Source organism: Bacillus sp. D48C, assembly GCF_053345735.1.
The window spans coordinates 12,623-37,683 of sequence record NZ_JBKFAQ010000002.1 but is presented as its reverse complement, the minus strand read 5'-3'; the positions used below and the strand labels follow the sequence as shown (position 1 = coordinate 37,683).

At 32.0% G+C, this 25,061-nt stretch carries 25 protein-coding genes, 4 pseudogenes and 1 riboswitch; of the genes and pseudogenes, 9 read left to right on the top strand and 20 right to left on the bottom strand.

The genetic code is table 11. The features are described 5' to 3' along the window. Positions 1 to 226 precede the first annotated feature (226 nt). Positions 227 to 700: a DUF1203 domain-containing protein gene (locus ACLBXA_RS05255; RefSeq protein WP_001245408.1), complete on the top strand. Its 474-nt coding sequence runs from the start codon at positions 227 to 229 to the stop codon at positions 698 to 700. A 140-nt stretch (positions 701 to 840) separates the two neighbouring features. Continuing rightward, positions 841 to 1,487: pseudogene (locus ACLBXA_RS05250) on the top strand (IS4 family transposase); the annotation flags it as partial. Between the two features lie 2 nt (positions 1,488 to 1,489). Here the strand turns inward: ACLBXA_RS05250 and ACLBXA_RS05245 are convergent. The 3 genes from ACLBXA_RS05245 to ACLBXA_RS05235 all read right to left on the bottom strand — a co-directional run bounded on the left by ACLBXA_RS05245 (position 1,490) and on the right by ACLBXA_RS05235 (position 2,428). Beyond that, on the bottom strand, positions 1,490 to 1,849 hold the full coding sequence (locus ACLBXA_RS05245) for a hypothetical protein (RefSeq protein ID WP_015945802.1): 360 nt from the start codon (positions 1,847 to 1,849) through the stop codon (positions 1,490 to 1,492). Positions 1,850 to 1,952: 103 nt separating this feature from the next. Beyond that, positions 1,953 to 2,114 carry a hypothetical protein gene (locus tag ACLBXA_RS05240; RefSeq protein WP_170957357.1) on the bottom strand — a complete coding sequence of 54 codons (162 nt, stop codon included), beginning with the start codon at positions 2,112 to 2,114 and terminating at the stop codon, positions 1,953 to 1,955. 125 nt (positions 2,115 to 2,239) lie between these two features. Beyond that, positions 2,240 to 2,428, bottom strand: coding sequence for a hypothetical protein (locus ACLBXA_RS05235; RefSeq protein ID WP_136804132.1), 189 nt, complete (start codon positions 2,426 to 2,428; stop codon positions 2,240 to 2,242). Between the two features lie 85 nt (positions 2,429 to 2,513). Between ACLBXA_RS05235 and ACLBXA_RS05230 the strand changes: the two are divergent. Then, positions 2,514 to 2,800: pseudogene (locus tag ACLBXA_RS05230) on the top strand (hypothetical protein). Positions 2,801 to 3,055: 255 nt separating this feature from the next. On the opposite strand, the gene ACLBXA_RS05225 reads toward ACLBXA_RS05230, so the two are convergent. Further along, a complete protein-coding gene (locus ACLBXA_RS05225) occupies positions 3,056 to 3,289 on the bottom strand; it encodes a hypothetical protein (protein ID WP_000453747.1) in 234 nt (77 codons plus the stop codon). A gap of 32 nt (positions 3,290 to 3,321) precedes the next feature. Beyond that, positions 3,322 to 3,582, bottom strand: coding sequence for a hypothetical protein (locus ACLBXA_RS05220; protein ID WP_000453679.1), 261 nt, complete (start codon positions 3,580 to 3,582; stop codon positions 3,322 to 3,324). Between the two features lie 593 nt (positions 3,583 to 4,175). Between ACLBXA_RS05220 and ACLBXA_RS05215 the strand changes: the two are divergent. After that, positions 4,176 to 4,628: pseudogene (locus ACLBXA_RS05215) on the top strand (exosporium protein D); the annotation flags it as partial. Between the two features lie 291 nt (positions 4,629 to 4,919). Further along, entirely contained in the window at positions 4,920 to 5,384 is a 465-nt protein-coding gene (locus ACLBXA_RS05210; RefSeq protein WP_001109245.1) for a hypothetical protein, read from the top strand. A gap of 362 nt (positions 5,385 to 5,746) precedes the next feature. Here ACLBXA_RS05210 and ACLBXA_RS05205 read toward each other — a convergent pair whose 3' ends face one another. Further along, entirely contained in the window at positions 5,747 to 6,022 is a 276-nt protein-coding gene (locus tag ACLBXA_RS05205) for a hypothetical protein (RefSeq protein ID WP_000755350.1), read from the bottom strand. 233 nt (positions 6,023 to 6,255) lie between these two features. Here ACLBXA_RS05205 and ACLBXA_RS05200 point away from each other — a divergent pair. Beyond that, positions 6,256 to 6,504, top strand: a pseudogene (locus ACLBXA_RS05200) (tyrosine-type recombinase/integrase); the annotation flags it as partial. Between the two features lie 169 nt (positions 6,505 to 6,673). Continuing rightward, positions 6,674 to 7,933, top strand: coding sequence for a LytS/YhcK type 5TM receptor domain-containing protein (locus ACLBXA_RS05195; RefSeq protein WP_081143683.1), 1,260 nt, complete (start codon positions 6,674 to 6,676; stop codon positions 7,931 to 7,933). A gap of 100 nt (positions 7,934 to 8,033) precedes the next feature. On the opposite strand, the gene ACLBXA_RS05190 is transcribed toward ACLBXA_RS05195, so the two are convergent. The 4 genes from ACLBXA_RS05190 to ACLBXA_RS05175 form a co-directional block, all read right to left on the bottom strand. Further along, the gene (locus tag ACLBXA_RS05190) at positions 8,034 to 8,141 is read right to left on the bottom strand and encodes a YjcZ family sporulation protein (protein WP_000120182.1); all 108 of its coding nucleotides are present in this window, start codon (positions 8,139 to 8,141) and stop codon (positions 8,034 to 8,036) included. Between the two features lie 136 nt (positions 8,142 to 8,277). Next, positions 8,278 to 9,078 carry an energy-coupling factor transporter transmembrane component T family protein gene (locus ACLBXA_RS05185; protein ID WP_081143682.1) on the bottom strand — a complete coding sequence of 267 codons (801 nt, stop codon included), beginning with the start codon at positions 9,076 to 9,078 and terminating at the stop codon, positions 8,278 to 8,280. Next, positions 9,071 to 10,771: an ABC transporter ATP-binding protein gene (locus tag ACLBXA_RS05180; RefSeq protein ID WP_303465517.1), complete on the bottom strand. Its 1,701-nt coding sequence runs from the start codon at positions 10,769 to 10,771 to the stop codon at positions 9,071 to 9,073. Before ACLBXA_RS05180 ends, ACLBXA_RS05185 begins: the two co-directional genes overlap by 8 nt. A 10-nt stretch (positions 10,772 to 10,781) precedes the next feature. After that, positions 10,782 to 11,330 (bottom strand): ECF-type riboflavin transporter substrate-binding protein, encoded by a 549-nt coding sequence (locus tag ACLBXA_RS05175; RefSeq protein WP_001038209.1) that lies wholly within the window; start codon positions 11,328 to 11,330, stop codon positions 10,782 to 10,784. Between the two features lie 140 nt (positions 11,331 to 11,470). Further along, positions 11,471 to 11,586: riboswitch (SAM riboswitch) on the bottom strand. Between the two features lie 153 nt (positions 11,587 to 11,739). On the opposite strand from ACLBXA_RS05175, the gene ACLBXA_RS05170 reads away from it, so the two are divergent. After that, positions 11,740 to 12,420, top strand: coding sequence for an aspartate/glutamate racemase family protein (locus ACLBXA_RS05170; RefSeq protein WP_044784332.1), 681 nt, complete (start codon positions 11,740 to 11,742; stop codon positions 12,418 to 12,420). Between the two features lie 91 nt (positions 12,421 to 12,511). On the opposite strand, the gene ACLBXA_RS05165 is transcribed toward ACLBXA_RS05170, so the two are convergent. The 7 genes from ACLBXA_RS05165 to ACLBXA_RS05135 form a co-directional block, all read right to left on the bottom strand. Next, positions 12,512 to 13,699 carry a macrolide family glycosyltransferase gene (locus ACLBXA_RS05165; RefSeq protein WP_000932152.1) on the bottom strand — a complete coding sequence of 396 codons (1,188 nt, stop codon included), beginning with the start codon at positions 13,697 to 13,699 and terminating at the stop codon, positions 12,512 to 12,514. A gap of 259 nt (positions 13,700 to 13,958) precedes the next feature. Next, a complete protein-coding gene (lepB, locus tag ACLBXA_RS05160) occupies positions 13,959 to 14,489 on the bottom strand; it encodes a signal peptidase I (RefSeq protein WP_002162782.1) in 531 nt (176 codons plus the stop codon). A 76-nt stretch (positions 14,490 to 14,565) separates the two neighbouring features. Continuing rightward, complete coding sequence (locus ACLBXA_RS05155; RefSeq protein WP_000743784.1) at positions 14,566 to 16,692, bottom strand: peptidoglycan D,D-transpeptidase FtsI family protein; 2,127 nt, start codon at positions 16,690 to 16,692, stop codon at positions 14,566 to 14,568. A 234-nt stretch (positions 16,693 to 16,926) separates the two neighbouring features. After that, positions 16,927 to 18,714, bottom strand: a complete 1,788-nt coding sequence (locus ACLBXA_RS05150; protein ID WP_001088545.1) for a PAS domain-containing sensor histidine kinase — start codon at positions 18,712 to 18,714, stop codon at positions 16,927 to 16,929. Between the two features lie 422 nt (positions 18,715 to 19,136). Then, a complete protein-coding gene (locus ACLBXA_RS05145; RefSeq protein WP_000766389.1) occupies positions 19,137 to 19,988 on the bottom strand; it encodes a Cof-type HAD-IIB family hydrolase in 852 nt (283 codons plus the stop codon). Between the two features lie 174 nt (positions 19,989 to 20,162). After that, the gene (locus tag ACLBXA_RS05140) at positions 20,163 to 20,741 is read right to left on the bottom strand and encodes a cysteine dioxygenase family protein (RefSeq protein ID WP_000954440.1); all 579 of its coding nucleotides are present in this window, start codon (positions 20,739 to 20,741) and stop codon (positions 20,163 to 20,165) included. A 108-nt stretch (positions 20,742 to 20,849) separates the two neighbouring features. Next, positions 20,850 to 22,064, bottom strand: coding sequence for a cytochrome P450 (locus tag ACLBXA_RS05135; RefSeq protein WP_081143678.1), 1,215 nt, complete (start codon positions 22,062 to 22,064; stop codon positions 20,850 to 20,852). A 140-nt stretch (positions 22,065 to 22,204) separates the two neighbouring features. Between ACLBXA_RS05135 and ACLBXA_RS05130 the strand changes: the two genes are divergently transcribed. After that, positions 22,205 to 22,702 (top strand): PadR family transcriptional regulator, encoded by a 498-nt coding sequence (locus ACLBXA_RS05130; RefSeq protein ID WP_000289121.1) that lies wholly within the window; start codon positions 22,205 to 22,207, stop codon positions 22,700 to 22,702. A gap of 102 nt (positions 22,703 to 22,804) precedes the next feature. Here ACLBXA_RS05130 and ACLBXA_RS05125 read toward each other — a convergent pair whose 3' ends face one another. The 3 genes from ACLBXA_RS05125 to ACLBXA_RS05115 all read right to left on the bottom strand — a co-directional run bounded on the left by ACLBXA_RS05125 (position 22,805) and on the right by ACLBXA_RS05115 (position 24,936). Beyond that, complete coding sequence (locus ACLBXA_RS05125; protein WP_000046095.1) at positions 22,805 to 22,960, bottom strand: DUF1540 domain-containing protein; 156 nt, start codon at positions 22,958 to 22,960, stop codon at positions 22,805 to 22,807. Positions 22,961 to 23,030: 70 nt separating this feature from the next. Beyond that, positions 23,031 to 23,663 carry a Vat family streptogramin A O-acetyltransferase gene (locus tag ACLBXA_RS05120; RefSeq protein WP_001069207.1) on the bottom strand — a complete coding sequence of 211 codons (633 nt, stop codon included), beginning with the start codon at positions 23,661 to 23,663 and terminating at the stop codon, positions 23,031 to 23,033. Further along, complete coding sequence (locus tag ACLBXA_RS05115) at positions 23,653 to 24,936, bottom strand: MFS transporter (RefSeq protein ID WP_000106404.1); 1,284 nt, start codon at positions 24,934 to 24,936, stop codon at positions 23,653 to 23,655. The genes ACLBXA_RS05120 and ACLBXA_RS05115 overlap by 11 nt, the downstream gene beginning before the upstream one ends. Positions 24,937 to 25,061 lie beyond the last annotated feature (125 nt).

Genomic DNA, 25,061 nt, shown 5'->3' with positions numbered 1-25,061 from the left:
GAGTGCTTTGTACTCATCGTATTTTTCGATAAATCATTACTGATTGATTAAAAGTAAACAACTTTGTATTGAACAATAATAAGCAATTTTTTCTCTGTTATAGAATTGTAGGCTTTTTAATTCAATCCTCAACAAACGGGCAGCATTATTGAACAAGTTTTATGAACTTTAGTGGTAGCATCATTAGTGAATTGCTTTATAACAACTAATTAAGGAGGGATAGAATATGAGAAATAACTTTCAAATCGTTGCGTTACAAGAGAAGGAGTTTAATAACCTATTTCTAATGAATGAAGAAGTATTAAAAAATATCGGGGCAGTCAAAATAATAGCAAATAAAAATCCTGGATATCCTTGCAGGGTAAGTTTGAAGGATGCAGAGGTAGGAGAAGAGGTAATTTTACTGAATTACCAATATCATAGTGTTAATTCGCCTTATAAAGCAAGTGGTCCTATATTTATACGAAAGGGAGCAACTACTGCTAAGCTAGATGTAAATGAAATTCCGCATATGTTACATCATAGGTATCTATCTGTACGCGGCTACAATGCTGACTCAATGATTGTAGAAGCAAGGGTTACAGAAGGTGTAAATTTAAGAGAAAATATAGATGAAATTTTTGATAATAAAGAAGTAGAATATATTCATATTCTTAACGCTAAACCAGGATGCTATAACTGCCTTGTTAATAGAGTGTAAAAAAATTGAAAATGCAAAACTTCTATTATCCTATAAGGGGTACCACTAATCGCTATCAAGCTAATTCAACAAAATCTCCCCTAAAATGAAAAAATACGCTATTCTTTTTGTAGAATCATAGGAAAGGATGGCGTTTTTGTATGTCTATTTCTGTATCTGATGAATTACAACTATTTGCTCAAGAGATTCAAAGTTTTTTATCTCCAAATACCTTACGGGATCTTGCTAGAGATGTTGGTTTCGTGCAACGAACCAGTAAATACCAAGCAAAAGATTTAGTCGCTTTATGTATATGGATGAGTCAAAATATCGCTACAACCTCTTTAGCTCAGTTATCTAGCTGTTTAGAATCATCCACAGAAGTACTCATCAGTCAGGAAGGACTGAATCAAAGGTTTAATAAATCAGCCGTTCAGTTTTTGCAACATATATTGACTAACCTTCTAAATAACAAATTAACTTCATCTATACCACTTTCTTCTCCATACACCTCTGTTTTCAAGCGTATTCGCATTTTAGATTCCACTGCATTTCAGCTTCCAGATATATTTTCAACCATTTATCCTGGGCTGGAGGATGTAGCCATACTGCTGGGATGAAAATTCAACTTGAATATGACCTATTAAGCGGACAATTCCTATATATCCATACAGGTCCAGGGAAACAACATAATCGAACCTATGGTTCTCTGTGTATTCCAACTGTAGCACCAAATGATTTATGTATCCGTGATTTAGGGTATTTTCATTTAAAAGATCTTCAACATATACAACATAAAAAGGCTTACTCTTATCTATTAATAACTGTACATCGTCTTGCTCCTCTACAGATTAAACGCTCGGCTTCTCTTAATGAAATTGGAACAAGTACAGCTTCATCAACATCGTCTTCTACATCAAAAACCGCAAATGCTTCCCCACCCACGATTAAAACACAAATGAATTCTACTTCTAAATCATCATGAGACCTAGGAATACAATTAGAAATAGTACAACGTTGAATACCCCCTACTAACAATGTTCTAGCTTCTTGCTCAGATATTCGAATAAAAACAAATTCCTCTATGGCTACATTTCCAACTTCCACTTCAATTTTTACTAGAAGAAAGAATCTGTTTCTAATTTTCACATTTCCTATGTATACGTACACTTTCCAACACGCCTTCTAATTCCTCTTGTTTCGCTGTTCTATCAATTTTTGGTAAGAAAGATAATTGTTTAGTCATATAAGACCGCTCCTTTTTATTTTTAGATTATTTGTGTCTTATTGCTCCACGTCTTCGTTCATAACAAGGTCTATGCATCCCCATTAAATCCTCAATTTCACGAGTACTTAATTTCTCTTTTGGTTTTTTCTTCTTTTCTTGCTTGGATTTCTTTTTCCATTCATGTAACTGATTTTTTAACCCCTCCATTACCCCATCTCCCTTTTCAAAATAAAAAGGACACCCATTCGTAAAGCAGCCTTAATTGCTGCTTTAATGAATTGGTGTCCTCTAGTTTTCTAGCTGGACGATATTCGAATGTTGTTTTAAATATCCTAATAGTCACTATTAACATCATTAGTATATTTGCTGATTTCCTTCTCTTTCCCACACTTTTCACATTTGAAATAACTAACTATCCCCATCTTACCAGTTTTAAAATCTTCATTGTCATGACTATTAATAAGTTTATATCTATGTATACATTTAGGTTCTTTTAATTTACCCAACCAATTTCCTAACATAAATTAATCCCTTTCCTCTCGAAGATATTCTTTCTATTCCCATCTTCTTAAGAATACCTTAGAAAATATTTCTAATAAATGTAACTTGGTAGCTTATTTTTCTTTAAACAAAAGGATTATTTTGTTAAAAGATTCATTCCAATTTATAACCACTATCTTTTTCTTATATTTTCCATTAAAATTTAATAGAAATATTTTGATAACAAAGGAGCAACCTATGAAGCATAATATAAATTTTTTGCTGGTATTAAAGGATTCTCTAAAGCAGGTAATTGGATAGCAATGCTTAGAAGCATAGTAACAGTTCTGCTAACATTGTTATTATCAGTGTTTTTAACACTAACTTTAATCGTTGGTTATGCATTAAGTTAAATGTAATTCTTCACGAATAAAACTAAATATTACGTCAATACTATACATGACATTAGATTTTCTCCTTGTTCCCCCTTGGAGATGAGCAGTTAGCTTTTGCTAACTGCTCTTATTTTCTACAATTGGTTTCATTTACCTGATGTATTTAACGTAATATTAAGTTACAATATAAACGAATAAAATATATTTGGCAGTTATACCATTACCCTAGGAAACTAGGGTTTTTATTTCTATAAAATGAAATTTTTATTGTAATTACTCACCCATAGTTTTATATTTTTCAAACATTCCATTCTTCCGGAGAGTATTTACTAGCTGCCTTATCGTTAATTCCGTTCTTCCTAATGCTAAAGCAATTCCCTTCACCTTTCCGAATCCATAATACTTACATATGTAGGCTAATTCTTTCGTTGTATACGGCTTCTTATGATTCGGATCGTAATCAGGATGATACTTCATTCGGCCCTGCGCATCATATTGAACTTCCACCCTGATCACTTTCCTTTCAAATGAAGTTTCTATTAAGCTACTTGATAAGCTTTACAAACCCATGATTCATCTTCGTCTGCATCATCCGCAAAGAATATTTCTACCTTCAATTTCAAACCATTCTCCATTACGGCCGTCGCTTCAAATACTCTGCTTATATGGTCAAATTGCTTGATATCCTCGTCCTCAACCATTCCGAATTCTTCTCGGAGACTATCGTAGAATTTTTCTACTGCACTTTCTAAATCATACTGACTTTTATATGTTTGTTCGTGAATTAACTGGACCTCCATTTTCATTCTCCTTTTCTAATAAAATAGCGTTTTTGTTTAGTTTCACTCTAAAAGTAAAATTTTCATTTTTTCATTCAACCAAGTTCATAACATATTCTTTTCCCCCGATAAAATAATGATTAGGTGTCCCATGCGCATTTTATTCACCGGAAATAATACCTTTCACGTACTTACGTATTAGAAACTTCATTTCTGCTTCTTCTCCACTAGCAATTTTGTTCACTTTTTTGATACATTTATGAAACATTCACATGTTATCTTCAATATGTTCTATTCTTTTTGAAAAACCATGTGAGAATACCAAAATAAGAAGCCTTAGAGCCCTAACTCTAGGGCTTCTTGTTTTCAAATAAGGATTTTGCTAAAAAACTACACATTTATTAAGAACATGCATAAAATATAATGTGGTATTCTTTTTCAATATTAATGTTTATCCGAGAGCGCCTTGAATGGCGCTCTTTAATTTCCAAATAACATTTTTAGATAATTACGAGAGCGGATTTTATTATGTTGTACAAGCACTACTTCACTTTATTAAATAGACTATATAGATATCCAAAAGAAGGGAGCTTTAAATTCATATGGCTGATTAATTTTATAAAGATGGTAAAAAATATTATAAAAACCAATCACATTCCAACAATCAAAAAAATAACTGTTTTATTGAAACTCATACGATAGCTGGTTCTGCAGAAAATGCAAATGGAAATATACCTGTGTCAGTTTTCCTTGAAACCACCGCTCCACAAACTGTATTTGAGGATTTTACAAACAATCATAATAAAACATTAATTCAGTTATTCGTTGTCGGGATGAGTGCACCCGTTCAAGTAACTATTCTAACAAGAAGATCTAGCGTACCAATTACTACTACATTACAACCTGTTCAAACAAAAATATTTCAAGTTGAAGATTTTCAAAGTCTTACTCTTACAAAGCAGGAAGGTTCTACTAGTGTAGTTAGTTTATTTGTTCAAAAAACATTTTGTATATACTGTAACGATAATAACGATTCATGTGATGAATATTACCACGAATGTAATTGATATATTAAATCACCAGAAAAACCCTTTATATAAAGGGTTCTTTTCCTTTTACTCCCCTCATTTTACCGTTTTTTATTATGTTTCCTAACTTACAGTAATGTCCTTAAAAAATTTTTCATATATATTTATCAAACGCACTTTAAAATCCCAGAGTTTCAAATAATTTCAAAAGTCGACTGACCAACAATATTCGACTTATCTTTAAAAACTTATTAAAAATAACTTAGATACAAAAAGGCTACGTTTTATATAAGATAAAAAATTATCTTACGCAAAGGAGCTTGATTATTTGTGAATTACCAAAATGATAACAACTCTAACATTCACAAACCTTGTTCTTGTCCATCTCCCACGGCTAACAGTTTAAATGTTGTTCAAACTACCCCATCAATAGTTTCTGTAAACTCTGCGATTCCACTAGATACCGTGGTAAATTCTAATGGTACGGCAATCTCATTCACACCACCAACAACTGTTTTACTTGAAGGTAGAAGAACCTATTTGGCAATCTATGAAGTGCAAGTTATTATTCAACCAGGGGGTAATTCGGCAGGTATAACTATGTATCTGAATAATAATCCTATCATTGGCTCAGGTACTTCTCTAGGATATACAGCCGGATTCACTTCTGTATCAGCACCCGCAATTTTCACTACACCTCCAGGTATAACAAGTACTCTTACTGTTAATGTAGGACCATATTCTAATACATTAAATACGTTGGGCTTAACTCTTGCTGTTGTAGCATTAACATAACAAAATGTAAAACTCTCTAAAATGATTTTATTTGTCCCTTAACTGTCTATTGGGCTAGCCTCTAAGAACTCCCCATAACTACATATAGAAAAAGTACATTATTTGGTTCGATAGTACTAAGTGACTCGGCTAGCACAATTGTTGAGTCACCTATTTTTTTATAATAAAATAACGCTTTTAATTTTATTTCCATGAATACAGCAAAAAAAGAGGCCCTATGGCTCTTTTTTTATTCCTTAATAACAATCTAAATATGATAAAATATATCCATCACTCATATGTCCAAATATGTAATTTTCATAGCACCAAAATTATAAATAGACTTATATATAAATAAAAAAAGCACTCATTATGAGTGCTTTTTAAAGGTTATAACCTATCCATTTTTGTCCTAACAATGTATTAATTAAATACCATGCTTGTTTTACTTTAACAGGTTGATAAGCAACATAACCTACTACATTTGGGTTACCAGGATCATTATATAAAGGTTGTTTAGATCCAACATAATTCAATAATTGAGATCCGCCGCTTGTATAAAGATCCGCTTTATGATTTCCGTAAGCCATAACTTTTGAAGAATTGATAGACATAAATGCGAATGCTAGTACAAAAAACACTACAAAAACCTTTTTCATTTTCTTTCCCCCTTGCATTATTTTATATTTCCATTTTTTGCATTGCTTAATTTTCAGTATATTGTAAATATAAAATTAGCAGTAACTTACATATCATATCCTATAACTGAATTTGTTCATATATGGTAAAATATATCCATCGCTCATATGTCCAACTATGCAATTTTCAAAGTAGCAACATTACAACTAGACTTATACAATATAATTCAAAACAAAATGAAGGAGTGTTTTAAGTGAAAGGACATATTCGAAAAAGAGGAAATAAGTACTTAGTGTTTTTCTGGTTATAAGACAAAAAAGAAGCAGTAAAAAATGTGGCGAAAAAGATTACGGATTTAAATGAAGGGACTTTTGTGGAACCGTCTAAGCTTACTTTAAAAGACTATCTCGTTCAGTGGCTAGAAATTAAAAGGATGAGTTTAAAAAAGAATACCTACGTTTCTTATAGTAGCAACATAACCCACCATGTTTTACCGAACATGCAGAAAGAAGCAGTAAAAAGTTTTGGTAAAAGTATCTTTGAATAGCTAATGTTTGCATTTTATAAAACAAGCTAAATAAATCTTGTATGAACAAGGTTTATACATCCTAACACATGTTATCATGTATAATACATATGTTAAGTAAATTCAGAATAACGAGGCAAATATTATGGACTTTGTTTATATTAACCAAAACGTATTAAATAACCTTCTATACATTTTATGTAGTATATTTGTTTTTTATTTCATATATGATAGCAGGCATTATTTGAAAAAATACAAAATATTACTGATTACCCTTTGTTCTAGTATCCCGCTTATTTTATGTATGCGATACCCTATCTATATGGATGAAAGTTGTATTCATGATTTAAGACAAATTCCGGTCATAATAGGTACGCTTTATGGTGGATTCCCTGTCGGTATCATATTGTTTACAATTTTATTAATTACAAGATTTATATTTTATGGCTTTAATATGCTAACAGTCGTTGTTTACGGAATAATGTTCATCGTTACAGCACTCGCATCTTCAAAATTTAATACATATAATAGAAAGCTTAAAGTAGCTTTTTCCATGTTTTTAACCTTTTTCCTAGCAATATTTACAACTGTAATTGTATTAACTTTATCAGATTTTGAAGTGAATAATTTGTATATTATTTATTTCATGGTATTACCGACTACTTTAATGTTATTTATTGTTTATATAAATGAAGTTATAAAAGATGCTGTATTAATGCGCTCAAAATTAATTAAAATGGAAAAAATGGAGATTGTTAGCCAACTCGCTGCAAGTATATCGCACGAAGTAAGGAATCCTTTAACGGTTGTAAAAGGATTTACACAGCTTTTAAAAACACCAAATTTAACTCCTGAATCAAGAGACGAATATATTAAACATATACTTGAAGAGTTAAATCGTGCCCAAGAAATTATCGATGATTACTTAACGTTTGCCAAACCTTCTCCAGAAAAATTAGATCAAATTTCAGTAAAACAAGAGTTAAATCGAGTTATTAATATGATATTGCCATTGTGTAATATGAATACGATACATATTACACAGGATTTTTCTGAGGCAACCATTGTTGGTAATAAACAACACTTTCAACAATGTTTTTTAAACTTAATAAAAAACAGTATTGAAGCAATGCCTAATGGTGGTACCTTAAATATTTCCTCATCTATCAATAATAGTAAAGTTGAAATACGAATTGAAGATAGTGGAGTTGGAATGTCACAGGAGCAAATACATCGATTCGGTGAACCGTATTTTAGTACAAAAACGAAAGGCACCGGTTTAGGTACGATGGTTGCTGTTAAGATTATTGAGACGATGTATGGAAATTTAAAAATCCGAAGTATCGTTAGTAAAGGAACGACTTTAACGATTACGTTCCCAAAATATAGTAAGAATACGCATTAAAACAAATAAAAAAGGAGCATAGTCGCTCCTTTTTTATTTGTTTCGATACATAAGTATCTTCAATGTTTTTTAGTTTACATTTGTGAAGACTAATTAAAAATTAGTATCCTCCGCCCCAGCAGCTGCATCCTACAATTATTAATAGAATGAATAACACAACTAATAAAGCGAAACCTCCACCAAAACCACAAGAACCACCGTAACTCATATTTTCTCCTCCTTTTGGTTTGAAAACTAATAGGTAGTTGATCATTTTAACTGGTTCGTATTATACATTATGTGTATATCCCTTTTTTGAGCATGTCTACATAAAAATAAGTAAAAGCACTCGTTTAAAGAGTGCTTTAAAATGGATACCAAAAGTTTTGAAATACGTTTAATTTTAAATATACGGCAACAATGAATATGAAAACACCGGCAAATAACGCGATGAAATCTTCACGTTTCGCCTTACTTGTATAAAACCATGTACGTTTATCCTTCTTTCCAAATCCTCTTAAATCCATTGCATTTGAAACCGTATCTATTCTTTCTAGAGAATGAATGATTAGTGGCCAGAAAATTAAAACACGGTTCTTCATACGAACCCATAAACTTGCTTCTCCTTTTTCAAAAGCCACTCCTCTCGCTTCTTGCGCGTGTTTAATAATTTTATACTCAGACTGGATGTCAGGAATATAACGCAGTGCAATATTTATTGCATATGTAATCTTATAATGAATACCAAATTTATTTAAACTACTTACAAATTCACTTGAATCTGTCGTGTAAATAAAAAGAAGTGTAAATGGTAATAACGTAAAATACTTTAATGAAAGTGTAGCTGCATAAAATAATGTTTCATATGTAATTGTTGCATATCCAATATGTAAAAACGAGGTATATGATTCAGTTAATTCAGATCCATGAGTGGGTGTAATAAATAAAATCATGACAGAGTTTAATAAACTAAATGTAAATATGACACTAAAAACAATTAAAATTTTACGAAATGGAATTTTAGCAATTCCGAGTCCAATACACCCAATAATAAATAAAATTAGCAACAACCTAAAATCAAAAAACAAAAAAGTAATCGTCATACAAAAAATAAATAAAAACAATTTTACTACCCCATCCATACGATGAAAATATGTACTATGCACCTTCCTCCCTCCTATTACTGTCTAAATAAAGCTCCATAAATTTTTCTGGACATACAATCCCACTAAATTTAACAAGCTTGGTTAAAGAACTCTCTCTTAAGTTGGCTCTTTGTAAGGTTTCTTGATCACCAAATACATTAGACACTGTATTATCCGCAATAATTTTCCCTTCATGTAGAACTACTGCACGGTCTGCATATTCTAGTGCGAGATTCATATCGTGAGTGATAAAAACAAATGAGATTCCCTTTTTAGCTAGTTTTTTAATAAACGACATAAATTGTTTATAATGATAATAATCTTGTCCCGCTGTCGGTTCATCTAATATGATAAGCTTGGGATCTATTGTTAATACAGATGCGATTGTTACTCTCTTTTTTTGCCCATAGCTTAGCGCTTGAATTGGCCAATTACGAAATGGATATAAACCACAAATTTTTAAAGTTTCTTCTACTCTATTCTTAATTTCTTCCTTAGAAAAATTATTTAATTTTAATGTAAATGAAACTTCTTCAAAAACAGTGGGCTGTGTAATCATATGATTTGGATTTTGCATCACGTAAGATATGGTTTCCCCACGTTTACGAATAGACCAAGAACTAATATCTTCACCCTCTAACAAGATTTCCCCATTTTTCATTTTGTTTATGCCTATAAGACTATGAGCTAATGTTGATTTCCCTGCTCCATTATGTCCCAACAGTGCCACAATTTCTCCTTCATATATTGAAAGGTTTACATTTTCTAATACTTTTTGTTTATTAGGGTATGAAAATGATAAATTCTCCACTTTAAGTAATTCCTTGTTTTTAGTATTACCTTTTAATATGACTTGTTTCTCCATCCACTCTCTTATAACGTTGCTTACCTTTTCCTTTTGAAGGTTTTCCATTGGATATATTACGTCATTATTACTATCAAAATGTAATCTCTTTAATGCTTCGATGTAAATAGGCTCTCTTAAGCCAATACATGGTAATATATTTGACGCTAAGATTTCTTTTGGTGTTCCTATTGCAATGACTTTACCTTCATCAATTAATATAACTTTGTCTAAATCCAGCTTTAAAATTTCTTCTATTCTATGTTCGATAATAACAATCGTTTTATTATATTGCTCATGTATATCTTTCATAAGTTCTATCGTATGTAAGGCGCTTAGCGGATCTAAGTTCGCTAACGGTTCATCGAACAATAATATATCCGCATTTGTTGTTAATAAACCAGCAAGAGAAACTGTTTGTTTTTGACCTCCTGATAATTCATGTGGACTTTGTTTATGAAACGTATGCATCTTCACCTTTCTTAATGAGTCCGAAACAATCTTTTTCATATCCTCTTGATTTACACATTCATTTTCTAAATAAAAAGCTACATCTTCTTCTACTGTCATACCAATAAATTGAGCATCTTGATCTTGCAAAATTGTTCCCACATGTTTACTCTGTTCAAAAATACTGCCTTCCCTCGGGTCTTTACCGGCAATTAATACGTTACCTGTACTAATCCCTTCATAAGAAAATGGAATTAGCCCATTGATACAATGAGCTAATGTCGACTTTCCTGAACCACTTCGTCCAGCAATTAGCACTTTTTCCCCAGGGTATATATGAAAGTTAATATCACTTAAAGTAGGCTGCGCAGCATGCCCGTATTGAAAGGTGAATTGTTCAAACGAAATAATTGGTTGCATGTTAACATCCCTACTTTTCAATTTTTAAATGTGCATGTTTCTTATTGGATTTCGCCAAGCCAATTGTAAGTGGCAATCCAAGAACTAAGAATACGATAACATCGGAAATTGTTGCTCCTAATACTTGTATAACAATTTTGTCAAATGGTTCTCCCATCACAATAATATCGAATGCCCCAGCAAATATAATAGCAATGACAATACCAACTAACCCAGTAATTGCTAAATAAGAAATATCTCCCTTGTTAAATGACCCGTTTTTCACACTAAAACCAACTCTTTTTTGAATAAGACCCATTGAAAAACCAATAATCCCTGAACTAATAACCCAGCCCCACCAAATCCCCCAGCCAGCAATCGTATCTGTTACGGTATGACCGATAAGTCCGATTAAGAGTCCTGCCACTGGACCAAATAATGCTCCAAAAACAGTTAATATAGCTAATGCTGGTTTAATAAATGTATTCGGTGCAATAGAAAATCCCCAAAGTCCTAATATCCCGTATAAGGCTGCTCCAATCCCGATTGCTACTACTAACTTTGTTGATAATTTATTCATTACAATTCCCCTCTCATATTGGTCAACTTTTATTATTCTATATTTATTTTAAAAATGAATTATGCATCGACACTTCCTTTCTATACAACAAAAAAATGACCTCTTACATAAGAGGTCATTTTCTTTCACGTTCAAGAATCCTCTTATCTTTCAAAAAACACATCGTGTCCTCTGCGGAATTAGCACCTTCCTATAAAATTGCATAGGGGTTGCTGAGGTTTCTTAGGGCCGTTCCCTCCACCTCTCTGGATAAGTATTAATTTGTAATTCGTATTATGGCACTAAAAAGCATAAATTTCAATACTTTTCTAACTATTTTTATTTTTCGTTAAATAGTACATTTAAATCATTGTATTCTTATCGGAATTATGAAATAATAAATTCAAAATCGTTTCGGGAGGAATGCATTATGAAAGTTATTGGTTTAATTGGGGGATTAAGTTGGGAATCTACATCATTATACTATAAACATATTAATACACTTACACTCTCTCAATACGATCAAAATGCGAAGCTAGTTTTATATAGTATGGACTTTGGAGAAGTAACTACTTTATTACAAAACCATCAATATGAAGAAGTAAAAAATGAACTAGTCACGGTTGCAAAGAAGGTTGAAAAATCTGGGGCTGACTGTTTATTAATGTGTTCAAATACTGTACATCTATTTGCCGAAGAAGTAGAACAAGCAATCTCTATCCCGCTTCTTCACATTGGCGATGTAAGTGCTAAAGAAATGGTAAAACAAAATATAAAACGTATCGGACTATTAGGAACAAAACAAACGATGGAGCAAGATTTCTATAAATCACGATTAGCGAAACATAACATTGAGACAATTATCCCAAATGAAGAGGAAAGAACAGTTATCCATCATGTCATATTAGATGAATTAAGTAAAGGGATCATTTCAGAAGCATCTAAAGAAAAGCTATTACAAATTACAAAGTCATTAATTCAAAACGGCGCTGAAGGTATACTATTAGGCTGTACTGAAATACCTTTACTCATCTCCCAAAATGATCTTACTGTTCCCGTTTTTGATACTGCTTTTTTACATGCAAATACTGCTGTGCAATTTGCTGGATAAGAATATACAAGCATAAAGGTACGAACCTCTATGCTTGTATATAGTTACGACTATTTCCCCCGCTATTTACGGGCAGTAAAACCCCCAACGATTAAAGTTTCACTTTATTTAAAAGAGATTCAATAACTGCAATTACTTCTTTTGAACCACCACATTCTAAAAAGCTATCATTAAGTTTTCGTATACCATGCTTATACTTTTCGTTTGAAAGAACATCTGTTACAGCCTCTTTTAAAGTGTGCACATTAACATGTTCTTTCAATAGTCTACGCGCTGCTTCCAGTTCAGTTAATCTTTGCGCTATCATAGGCTGATCTTTATCATGCGGTATTATTACAAATGGGACATTATAATGAATGGCATCGTGTACGCTATTCATGCCGCCATGTGTAATAAAAACATCCGCTTCATTTAATATTTCTGATTGAGGTACGTATGGAGCAATTATAAAATTATCTGGTGCTTTCTTAATTTTAGAAATATCATTTCTATCACCAATTGCCATTACAACTATCCCATCAAAATCTGAAAAAGTATCAATACAAGTATTAAAGAATGGTTCGAGTCCTTCAAGCAGTGTTCCCATTGAAATATAAATAACTTTCTTCTCTTTAAGTGATTCCAGTGGAAACTTTATATTTGTTTTACGCTTTGAAATACTCGGTCCAATAAAAATGTTATTTTCTCCGAACGATTCGCTATTAGGTTGGAAATAACGACTTGTGTATACGAGACAAACATCACCCTTATTATTCATAAATTGAAGATTATTCTTTGGTTTTACTCCAAATTCATGTTCCATCTGGTTTAGTAATTTTTCAGAGATCTCCTCTGGTTGGAATGGTATATCTGCATTTGAATGAAAAGGTAATGTCTTCAAAAACTCTGAAGGAATTAAAAATATAGGCGAGGACACTACACCTGGAACTTGTAAATACTCCTTTACTAACTCTCCCGCACCAAATATATCATAAATTACGAAATCAAAATTTATGCTTTCACTTAATTGTTTCGTAATTTCTAATATATATAAAGAAGTTTGAACATGCACATGAAAGAAAGCATTTAACCCAGATGAGGTTTCAGCATCAATAGAAATCTCCTTTAATAGATCCGGATGTGTATGTACAGTAGCTCCTAAATCTTCAATCCTATCTTTAAAGTTTGCAGTTGTAATATAATGTACGTTATCCCCTCGTTCAGTAAAGGCTTTCACTAAATTTAATGTAGGGTTTACATGTCCCTCTGCTGGAAAATTAACTACTAAAATATTTAGCACTTATTCCTCACTCCTTACATTTCACTGTTTTAATTAAAGCATACTGTTATTTGTACATGTAATCGTCCCCTAATAGTCCTAAAATGCTTGCTACATTATGTTGATAAATAATTTTCAGTCATCAACATAAAAAAAGCATCTACCTATGTAGATGCCTAACCGTGATAAGGAGTGTTCTGTGAGGTTAGAACAAGCTTCTCTGCTTGTCCTATGCTATCAATATATGATTTATTTTATAAAACGTGAATAGTTAATAGAATTATTTTATCCATTTTATATGATCAAATGGATAAAATACCATTTCTACTTTACCTATTATATTTGACTCATCAATAAGTCCAAGTGTATTCCTACTATCTTTACTATGATTACGATTATCCCCTAACACAAATAATTTATGCGTAGGAACTTTTATTTCTCTCAAATTTGAAAAACGATTGGATACTTGTGACATATCTAAATGTATATACGATTCATCACGCTTTTTACCGTTAATAAATACCTCATCCTCTTTTAGTTGTATGTTATCCCCCGATAATCCAATAATTCGTTTCACATAGTAAGTAGGCTCGTCTTCTTTTTTTATAATGACAACATCTCCATGATGAAAAGACGATAAACAGACGTTTACCTTATTAACAAGTATATAATCTTTTTCATTCAAAGTAGGTTGCATCGAAATTCCTTCTACCATACAAAATAAAAATGACTTATTAATAAAAATAACCCCTATTATAATTAAGATGTAGCTACATATGTTCCTCCAATATTTTAGAATAAACGGCTTCATATATACCTCATTTCTAATCTATTCCCAGATAAAAACGCCTCTAGTTCACATGAATGCTAGAGACGTTTCGTCCATTTTAATTCTCTTTAGAGGCATCTGTTTTTGGCGCTTCACCAGTTAATCGCTTATTTTTCAAATCAAAATAAGCATCTAAAACTTCTTTTCCAATATCGGAGTTAATGCCCGATTTATCATTTTCAACCCACGGTACTACAACAGAAAATGCTACTTCTGGATCATCATATGGCGCATATCCAGCTAATGTTAAGTTATAACATTCTCTACGATCGCCTTTCGCATTTCGCCCAATTTCATTTTCTCCACCATATACAGTTTGTGCGGTCCCTGTTTTACCAGCTGGTTTATATGGTGCTTTTTGGAACGCTCTTACTCCCGTTCCATCTCCTTCTTGAAATACTTTTCTAAATCCTTCTTTTACTTGATTAATATATTCTTGTTTCATATCGATTCTATTTAAAACAACGGGTTCTATTGATTGTACTACTTTACCAACCTCATCTTTTTGAACGGTTTGTTCTCTAATCTCTTGAACAATTTGTGGTTTCATTCGATACCCTCCATTTGCGATAGTCGAAATATATTGTGCAAGCTGAAGTGGTGTATATGTATCATATTGTCCAATAGAATAATCTAATAAGAAACCAGGCTGATTATCTTTTCTTCCAATTTGTCCTGCAGTTTCATTCGGTAAATCAATACCAGTTTGTACGCCTAGTCCAAATTGCCTGAAATAATATCTCATTTTATCAAAATATTCTTGTTTAATATCTAGTGAACTATTTTTCACATAATCCACACCAGCAATTTTTAATGCTATATTAAACATATAAACGTTTGAAGAAACTTGTAACGCTCTTAGATCGTCTATATCACCAAAATTTTTCCAAGACTTCTTTTCCTTAGTTCCTTTAAACTTCATAGGTGCATCATAAAAATGTGTTCCAGGAGTTATTGCATTTGTTTCAAACCCTGTTAACACTGTCGCACCTTTAACCGTTGATCCAAGCTCATATGAACTTGTCAGCGTGCCTAAAGCATAATCTTCTACTTCCATTTTCCCATCTTTTTCTACAAGCCTTTTCCCAGCCATTGATAATACTTGGCCATTTTTAGGATTCATCATCACTACGAAAGCACGGTCTAACATTGATTCTGATCCTTTATATTGTTTTAATATTTTTTCTATACTCTCCTCTACTTTTTTTTGCAATTCCATATCTATGGTTAAAGTTAAATTTTTACCGCTTTTTCCTTCCGAAACCGTTTCCGTTCTCATTGTATTGCCTTGTTTATCAGCAATGCTTCTTACTTCTTTTTTCGTACCATGAAGTACATCTTCGTATTGCTGTTCGATATAACTTTTGCCGACCCTATCATTTCGGCTATAATCACGCACTAAATAATAATCTAATCTTTCACGTGGCAATCCTTCATCAGCATTTGAAACGTTACCAAGAACGGAACGAAATAGACCATCATTTACATAGATTCTCTCCCAATCAACTGATGCGTCTACCCCTGGAAGTTTCGCTAAATTTTCACTAATCACCGCATATTCCTGTTCACTAACGTCCTTTTTAATAATTTGAGGTGCCATCTGAAAACCTGAGGTCATTTTACTTTTAATAGCTAACACTTCTATATCTTTAGCCGTTAGTTCTTGAAGATTTTTATCTGTAACGCGCTTCCTTTTTAAATCTTCTATTTTTTTGTCTAGCTCTTTTCCGGTAATATCCTTATCTCGGAACTTATCTATTTCTTTTTTTGATACTAAGTCTTGAGTAAGTTCTGGATTTAATTGCATCCAAAAGTCTTTCTTATCAGTCTCAGTTAACTTATCTATATCTTCTTGCGGCATTTCAATAATGTCTGCAAGTTGTCTTGCTGATTTTAATATTTCTTCTTGTTTTACACCTTTCACCTTTGTATATGTAATCGTACGTAAAGATTTATTATCAACTACTGGATTTCCTTCACGATCAAATATTTTCCCACGTGGTACAGAAAGGCCCACGGTTGTATTTTCTCTCTTCTCTACTTCATTTTTATATGTTTCTCCATCAAAGATTTGCACTTTTCCTAACTGAATAATGATGCCAGAAAATAATAAAAAAACACAAAGGAATAAAATATTTAACCGGAGAGGTACTACTCTACCACTCTTCTTCTCTTGTTTTTTCACCTTGTCATAATCTCCTCCTTACAATATTCCAAATAATAATCACTTTTCTATATTAAAAGTAATGTACAATTTTTATACATTGCTTTGTACAAATATTAATATAATGTTTAAAACTTAATAGAAATTAAAACAAATGTAAAGAAAAGATAAAGTTTACTAAATTAAATATAAAAAATACCCAATAACAAAAAGATTAGCTTTCACTAATCGCTTTGTTATTGGGTATTAATTGATTTAAGAATTACTACTAGTGCGTATTGCTATACATTTATCGTCACAATTAGAAAAAGATTGTTTACTTTGTACTTTCGGTAAGTAAATTGTTACTGTTGTCCCGACACCAACCTCGCTCATGATACTAATTGTCCCTTGATGACTTTCAATAATTTTATAACTTAACATTAATCCAATACCAGTCCCTTTTTCTTTCGTACTATAAAAAGGTTCACCTAATCTCTTAATTCTTTCTTCAGGTATTCCTATTCCTTCATCTATTACATGAATGATGACACCATCATCATTTATTTCTTTTATGTGAATTGAAATTTCCCCACCATTTGGCATAGCTTCGATTGAATTTTGCAAAATATTAATAAATACTTGTTTCAATTGATTTTCCGAGCATTCAATAATTATATCTTTGTCATCCGTAAATAGTTCAACTTGAATATTTGTCATAATTGCTTTTGTATTCATTAACGATACGACATTTTTAAAAATTTGATAAATATTTTTCTTTTCTGTATTTATCTCATCTGTTTTAGCAATTGACAAAAATTCTTGCAGGATCGCTTCTATCCTTTCAATTTCAGAAAGCATAAGATCAAAATATCTTTCTTGATCTTCTTTATTAATTTGGAATAACTGTATAAAACCTTTAATTACAGTTAAGGGATTTCTTACTTCATGAGCTACCCCAGCTGCTAATTGACCAATTGCTGCAAGCGTATCTGATTTGTTTAGCAATTCTTCTGTCTTTTTTCGCTCTGTAATGTCACGTACAATAATCATAATTTTATCATGTAATAATGGTAAGCACCTAGCTTCAAAGAAATCAATACTTCCATTAAGTGTGAGTGGATATTCTACAATTACATTCGTTCCTTTTTTCTTCACTTGATTAATGGCTTCCTGAAACTGCTGTGCTACTGAAGATGGTAATACTTCGTAAAACTTTTTTCCCATAAAAGCTTCTGCGGGTACGTAAAACTTTGTAGGAGATCCTGCTTTGTAATCTATAATTGTGCCATCATCTTCTGTTAAGAAACATAAATCTGGTAAAGCTTTAAATATTAATTCCAGTTCAGATGTTTGTTGTTTTAACTGCTCTTCTATCGCTTTTAAATGTGTAATATCTACACCAACAGCCCAATAACTATATCCTGTTACAGGAAACTGTTCTGATATATTAGACCACATTATTGTTTTGATTTCACCATTTTTACATGTTAAGTGCATTTCCCAATCTCTGAAATTTTTTCCACAAGTTAAAAATTTCTTTTGTATTTGCTGGCGATAACTATGATCAGGATATAATAATTGAAGTGCATTTGGATTTCCAATTATTTCTTCAGCGGTATAACCTGTTACAATTTCACATTCTCGGTTCCACAAAACAAAATCTCCATTATAATCAAGCGCATCGACCATAACAGGCATGTTTTGTAAAATCGTATGTAGTTCCTCCTCTTTCTGAGAAAGCAACGTTGTTTTTTTACTTTGAATTACTTTTATTGCGCCATCTAAAATTAAACTTGAGAGCATTTCAAAGTATTTTTGACAACTGAAAATTTCGCTTTTTTTGGACCATACAACAAAAGATCCTAAATGTTGATTGTATAAGAAAATGGGGATTTCAATCTTTGGAAGTTTACTCTTAATTATCTCATTCATTCCGAATGAAAAAATACACTCTTTTTCAGCATCAAGAAGTTGATGTGATATGTTAGTTAATTTATAAAATTGTTCTGCCATGGTTTCTATTGTACTCACATCAATAAGTTCCATTAGCCGCGAATTCATTCCTTTTTCACCTCAATATGTAAAATTAATACAAATCTAAAATTCATACTTCTCCATTATACGAAGAAAGCTAGTGTAGGTATATAGCTGTAGAATAATTATTCGCACAAATTTTATTTTTCAATTAAAATAAGAAAAGAATGTATATACTGAATATACCTTTAATTAGTAGATATTTCGTTCATTCCTCCTTACATTCACTGAATTTTTCCTTGAGGGTCATACGCGTCACTAATAACGGTATAAAAATGCAACAAGTATAAAATTCATAAAATATTCACAAATTTCATGAAAAATATAAACATTTATTCCAATATATTCTATATAATGAAATGTAATAAGGCTTCTATGAATCTCATAGAATACCTTACCCCTAATAAAAAAGAAAAAAGAATCCCTTTGGATTCTTTTTTCTTTTTTAATTACATTACATATTTATATAAAGCATGTGCCACACCATGTTCTTCATTTGATAACGTTTCGTATTTACAGATTGTTTTTATTTCTTCAACTGCATTACCCATCGCAATTGATATGTTCGCTTTTTCCATCATAGAAACGTCGTTTAGCCCATCACCTATCGCTACAGTGTTTTCAACTGGAATATTAAGATATTCTGCTAAAGTATATAATCCATTCCCTTTTTGAGCATCTCTATGATTAATCTCTAAATTGTGCCAATATGAAGATGTAATTGCTAAATCTGTATTATGAATAAATGTTTCTTTTAGTTTTTTTAATTTCTCAATATCATAAGAAAATGGTAATAGTTTATGCACATGTATATCTGTTTCTACAATTGGCTTACAACTTTCCGCACTATGAAACGCTGTATGCTCAAGATATAATGCTGCGATTGTTTTTAACTCTTTCAAGTCGAAATTTTCTTTTGAATTCTTCACATACTCAATTTCATTACGTACACTCTCTACTCCATAATCCGGTACATACACACCTTTATCAGTATAAAGCTGATAATATAAACCATTCTCTTCAAGATATTCCACAATTTCAAGTGCCTGCATATTTTGAATTGGATATCTCTTCATCATTTTCTTATCTTTATATATAAGCGCACCATTTTCCGCAATGATTGGACACTCTAAATCAACTTCTAACAATAATCGTTCAATATCAACAATAGAACGTCCAGTACAAATTGCTACAACATGGCCAGCTTCTTGACATGTTCGAATTGCTTCTGCATTTTCTTTACTAATCATTTTATTCCCCGAAAGAAGAGTTCCATCTAAATCAATTGCGATTAATTTCATTATTTCTTCACCACTTTCTATAAATACACGAGTTCTAATTAATTATTAGGTATCGTTTTCATACAATCCTCGTGAGGTACTTCTTATTTATAATTTATGAAAAGCGTTTCAGGTCAAGAAATAATTAAAAATAAAATCCAAAGCTTTTCTTTTTAAAAAGCTTTGGATTTCAAACTATGAATTATAACTAATGTATTTTGTCTCACACATGTACACATTTTTTTCTTCAGTTGGGATATATACTTTAAACTTTTCTAACCGTTTTCCATAGATATGAATTGTGATAACGCTTTCCTTTTTGCTAATTTCAAGAATATGACAATCCGCAGGTGGAATGACTTTATCGGTTTCTCCTTCTCCCAAATAAAGATTTCCTGTATGTGTTAAATAAACAAGTGAATTTCCAAGTTGTTTCGTTTGTATAAAGTTCTGCACCATTATCCTTCCTGAAAAGACACCTTCTACCCCCCATGTGCCGTCATGATCATGTAAAGGTGTAGATTGTCCATCTTTCCATACGAGAGCTAGTACTTCAAAACGTTTGAGCGGATCCTCATACAATAAATGTCGTGCATATTGAGTCGAATTCGCCTTCTGTTTATCTAACGGAAGCCATGTTTTCTTTTCTAAAAGTTCTTCTAGTAACTTTTCAATGCCACACACTATTTCTTCTTCAAATAAACCGTTTTCCATAAGATCTGTAACACCTTTAATAAACTTTTGAAATGATTTACTTCCATTACAAGTCAACATAGGAATCCTCCTCTACGTTTTATACAACTCCATATTAAGGTAATTACCTGAAACTCACAATTGAGAAACAAAAAACAAGATGCAAATGTATGCACCTTGTTGAGATTTTTATTTGGCTTTCAATCGAATAGGTAAGTATTTTAATGTTTGTTCATTTTCCAATATACATTTTTCTAAACAGAAAGATGGAGATAGCTCTATTTTTTCAAAAGCATTTATAAAGGTAGTTAATGCAATCTCAGCTTCTAAACGTGCAAGTGGTGCTCCTAAGCAAAAGTGAGGACCTTTCCCAAAGGTTAAATGCTTTTCATTTCCTATTCGATGTACATTAAATTGAGAGGGGTGTGAAAATTTTTTCTCATCTAAATTCGCTGCACTAACCCACGCAACAATCATCTGATCCTTTTTCATTAAAGGGCCAAATATATTTGTATCCTCTGTAATCCTCCGGGCCAATGTAACAGGAAAGCGATAGCGTAATACTTCCTCAATCGCTTTTGAAATTAAGCTAGGGGTTTTTCTTAAATCTTCATAAATTCCAGGTGAATCTACTAAAAAGCAATAAAAGCTATTAATAATTAAATTTGTAGTGGTTTCATTCCCAGCCGCTAGTAAACCTAATGAAAAGGTTACAATTTCTTCATCGGTTAATCTTTCGCCTTCATATTCAGCTCGAATTAAATCGGAAATGATATCATCAGTTAAATGATATCTCTTTTCCTGAACGATCGGTAGAAGATATGCTTTGAATTCATTTAATGCTATCTCTTTCTCCGCATCCAGATCATTAAACTTTTCTTTACTATACGGCATAAATAAAATATCAGACCATTCTTTAATTTTTTTACGATCTGTTGTTGGGACTCCTAATAAATCAGAAATAACGGTAACAGGTAAAGGGGCAGCAAACTGTTCAACGATATTAACTTCACTATATTTTTCGATATGCTGTACAAGTTCATCTGCGATAGCCTGTATTCGAGGTTTCCACTGTTCTAGACTTCTTGGAGTAAATGCCTTAGAAACAATGGAACGTACATTGCGATGTTCTGGTGGATCTGTAGAGTTTATATTTATTCTAGTTTCTAATGGAGGGATTGAGAATTGTCTGCGCTCCCTTCTACTTGAAAATAAGCGATAATCTGATAAAACACGATTTACATCATCATATAAAAAAACATTCCATACATCCTGCTCTTCATCATAATGAACTGGGTGATTATCCCTCATCAAACGATACCATTCATATGGATTCCATAATTCTTCTTTTGTTTTCAGCTTTGAAATTTCATGAACTAAAATAACATTTTCAGGTGAAGCCATAGTTCTTTCCTCCCTTTTCTTTTACAATAAAAGTGATAGGTCGGCAGTTCAAAGTTGTATAAACTATCATATGTTATTTTAACATATACTAAAGGAGATTTTTCATTAGAGAACTTGAGAAATATATAAGGGGGATTTTTATGTACGTTGACATTTTACTACTAGCAGAATTAACGACAGGACCAAAACATGGATATGAAATCAAAAAAAATGTTCAAAATCGTTTAGGTGAGAATTTTGAATTAAATCACAACATGCTTTACCCTGCCCTTCGGCGCTTTGAAAATATGGGTGCTATAACGAAAAAAATACATAAACAAGTTGGAAAACCAAATCGAAATATGTACGATATAACAGAAACAGGAGAAGAAATTTTTTCTGAAATGTTACGAGAGTTTCCCGAAAAACTTGCGACAAATAATGCAGAATTTCTTGTTCGTATCGCACTATTTGAAAAACTTGAATATGAAGCTAGAAAAGAGATTTTGACTGTACGTCAAAACGTACTACATAATCAACTTACCGCTATCCAGTCTCTAGAGGTTACCTCACCCTTTATTACTGAAGTCATTGAATTTAGTAAATCACGAATTGAACATGAATTGAGTTGGATTACATCACTTATGAAGAAAATATGAAAAAATAACAAAAAAAGCTAAAATCAATGAATGAAAATGATATTTATTATCAATACTATCATTAATAAAAGGGCAACCACGATTTGGCTACCCTTAAACAATTTACACTTCTGGATCGAATGTTTTGCAATCTGTTTCTTCCGTTGTAGATGCATGTTTACCTTTATGACTTACTACGTAAATTGCCTCTGCACTACATTTATTACCGTTCGCCCAAAATTTACAGTTGTTTACTTCACATAAAACGTCTTGTGCCATAGTATCACACCTCCTTGTTCTATTATCATTAACAAAATTCGGAGGTATGATACTATTCGTCATCCATTTTTTATTCCCTTTTTAGCTTTCTTAATGGTTCAATATCTCCGCGTACAATAGCATCAATATTTCCAGTTATTTTTTCAATATCAAAATGCCACCATTGAATTTGCAATAATTCTTGAATTGTTTCATTTGAAAATCTCTCTTTTATTTTATTTGCAGGGTTTCCACCAACAATTGTATATGGTGCGACGTCTCTAGTCACAACAGATTTAGCTGCAATGATTGCACCATCCCCTATTTTTATTCCGGGCATAATTGTTGTATCCATACCAATCCAAACGTCATTTCCTATAACTGTATCACCTTTGTAAGGTAAATCAGACAAACTAGGTGTATACTTCTCCCACCCATTTCCAAATATATTAAATGGATATGCCGAAAATCCATCCATCCGATGATTGGCTCCGTTCATAATAAAGTTAACTCCAGATGCAATACAACAAAACTTTCCAATAATAAGGCGATCTCCAAGAAATTCATAATGATGTAATACTCGATTTTCAAATTTTTCTCCATCTTTCGCATCATAATAAGAATAGTCACCAACAAGTATATTAGATTTTGTTATTGTATTTTTTATAAATTGAACGTTTTGATTTCCTTCAATAGGGTATTTAATATTTGGATTAGGATTCATTCTGTACAGCACTTCCTTTACCACTTATTTCACTTTCTATCGCTATTACTGGCTTTAAATTGTATATAGGTATAATAAACAATAATCCAATTATAAAAAGTAAAGCCGTCCCTTCATACATCATACTTAATGAAAACATCTCTTTTAATGAGCCAGCTATACTCATCGTTACTACCATTGAACCGGTAAATAGCGGACTTAAAATACCATTTACACGACCTATAAAATCGGTATCGCTATTTTGAATAATAAGCGTATTAATACCAATTTGGATACAAGGAAGAGCTAAACCACTAAAAAGCTGCGCTGTAAGTGTAACCCATAAATTTGTAGAATACCCTATAATGCTAATACCAATTGCTTGACCAAGCATACCGATAATTAACATCTTTTGCGGAGCAACGTTTTTCGCAAATACCATCGCTAATGCCCCGCCAACAATCATTCCCGCACCATTTACTGTTAGTAGCCACTGTAAACTCTCTTTTGATAATCCTAACTGCTCAGTCACAATAAATATACCTAATGGCTGAATTAATCCTATACCTAGTCCTGCAGCCATAAAACAAAGCCCCAGCAAAGTTAATGCTTTTTTCTTTTTGACATACTTAATACCGTCCTTCATCTCCTGCAACAGAGTGATATCTTTCTTTTCTACGTCGTTTTCAAGATCTTTCGGAAGAAATAACAATACAACTGCCGCAAGTACAAACGAGATGCCTGTTATGATGATTGAAATATAAATTCCAAAACTATGAAAGATAAATGTCCCTAGGATTGGTCCTAATACCATAAATATTGCAAATATCGTTTGATATATAGACATTGCTAATTGAATTTGTTCCGTTGATAAATGTTGTTTAAACAACTTCATTCCAGATGGTTGTGAAAACTGTGAAAGGATTGCAGAGATGAGTGTCACAAAAAACACAATTTTCCACGTTCCAAACATAAGCGTAATTAATACAGCGAATACTGAAATGGAACTTAACGTCTCACACCATATCATTGTCTTCTTTGGCTTCCACCTATCAGCAAAAGTACCGCCAATAAATGAAAAAATAAAAATTGGAGCGAATTCAGCAACTGAAATCATCGAAATAGCAAAAGCATCACCTTTTGTCATTTCCATTACATATAGTAATACCGCAAAGTTTCGAACCCATATTCCTATTTGTAAAAATAATGCTGATGCTAAAATCCCTTGAACAAACCGATTTTTTAATACTTGTGATACCCCATTGTTTTGTTTCGTTACTACATTTGTCGACATAAAAAAGCCTCCTATTTCATGTTCTGAACAGGAGGCAGCACAAATCATATAAAAAGACTATATATTCGCAGAGCGAAATACATCCCTTTTCTATAAATGTACAGACTAACCCTATTCAGAAGAAT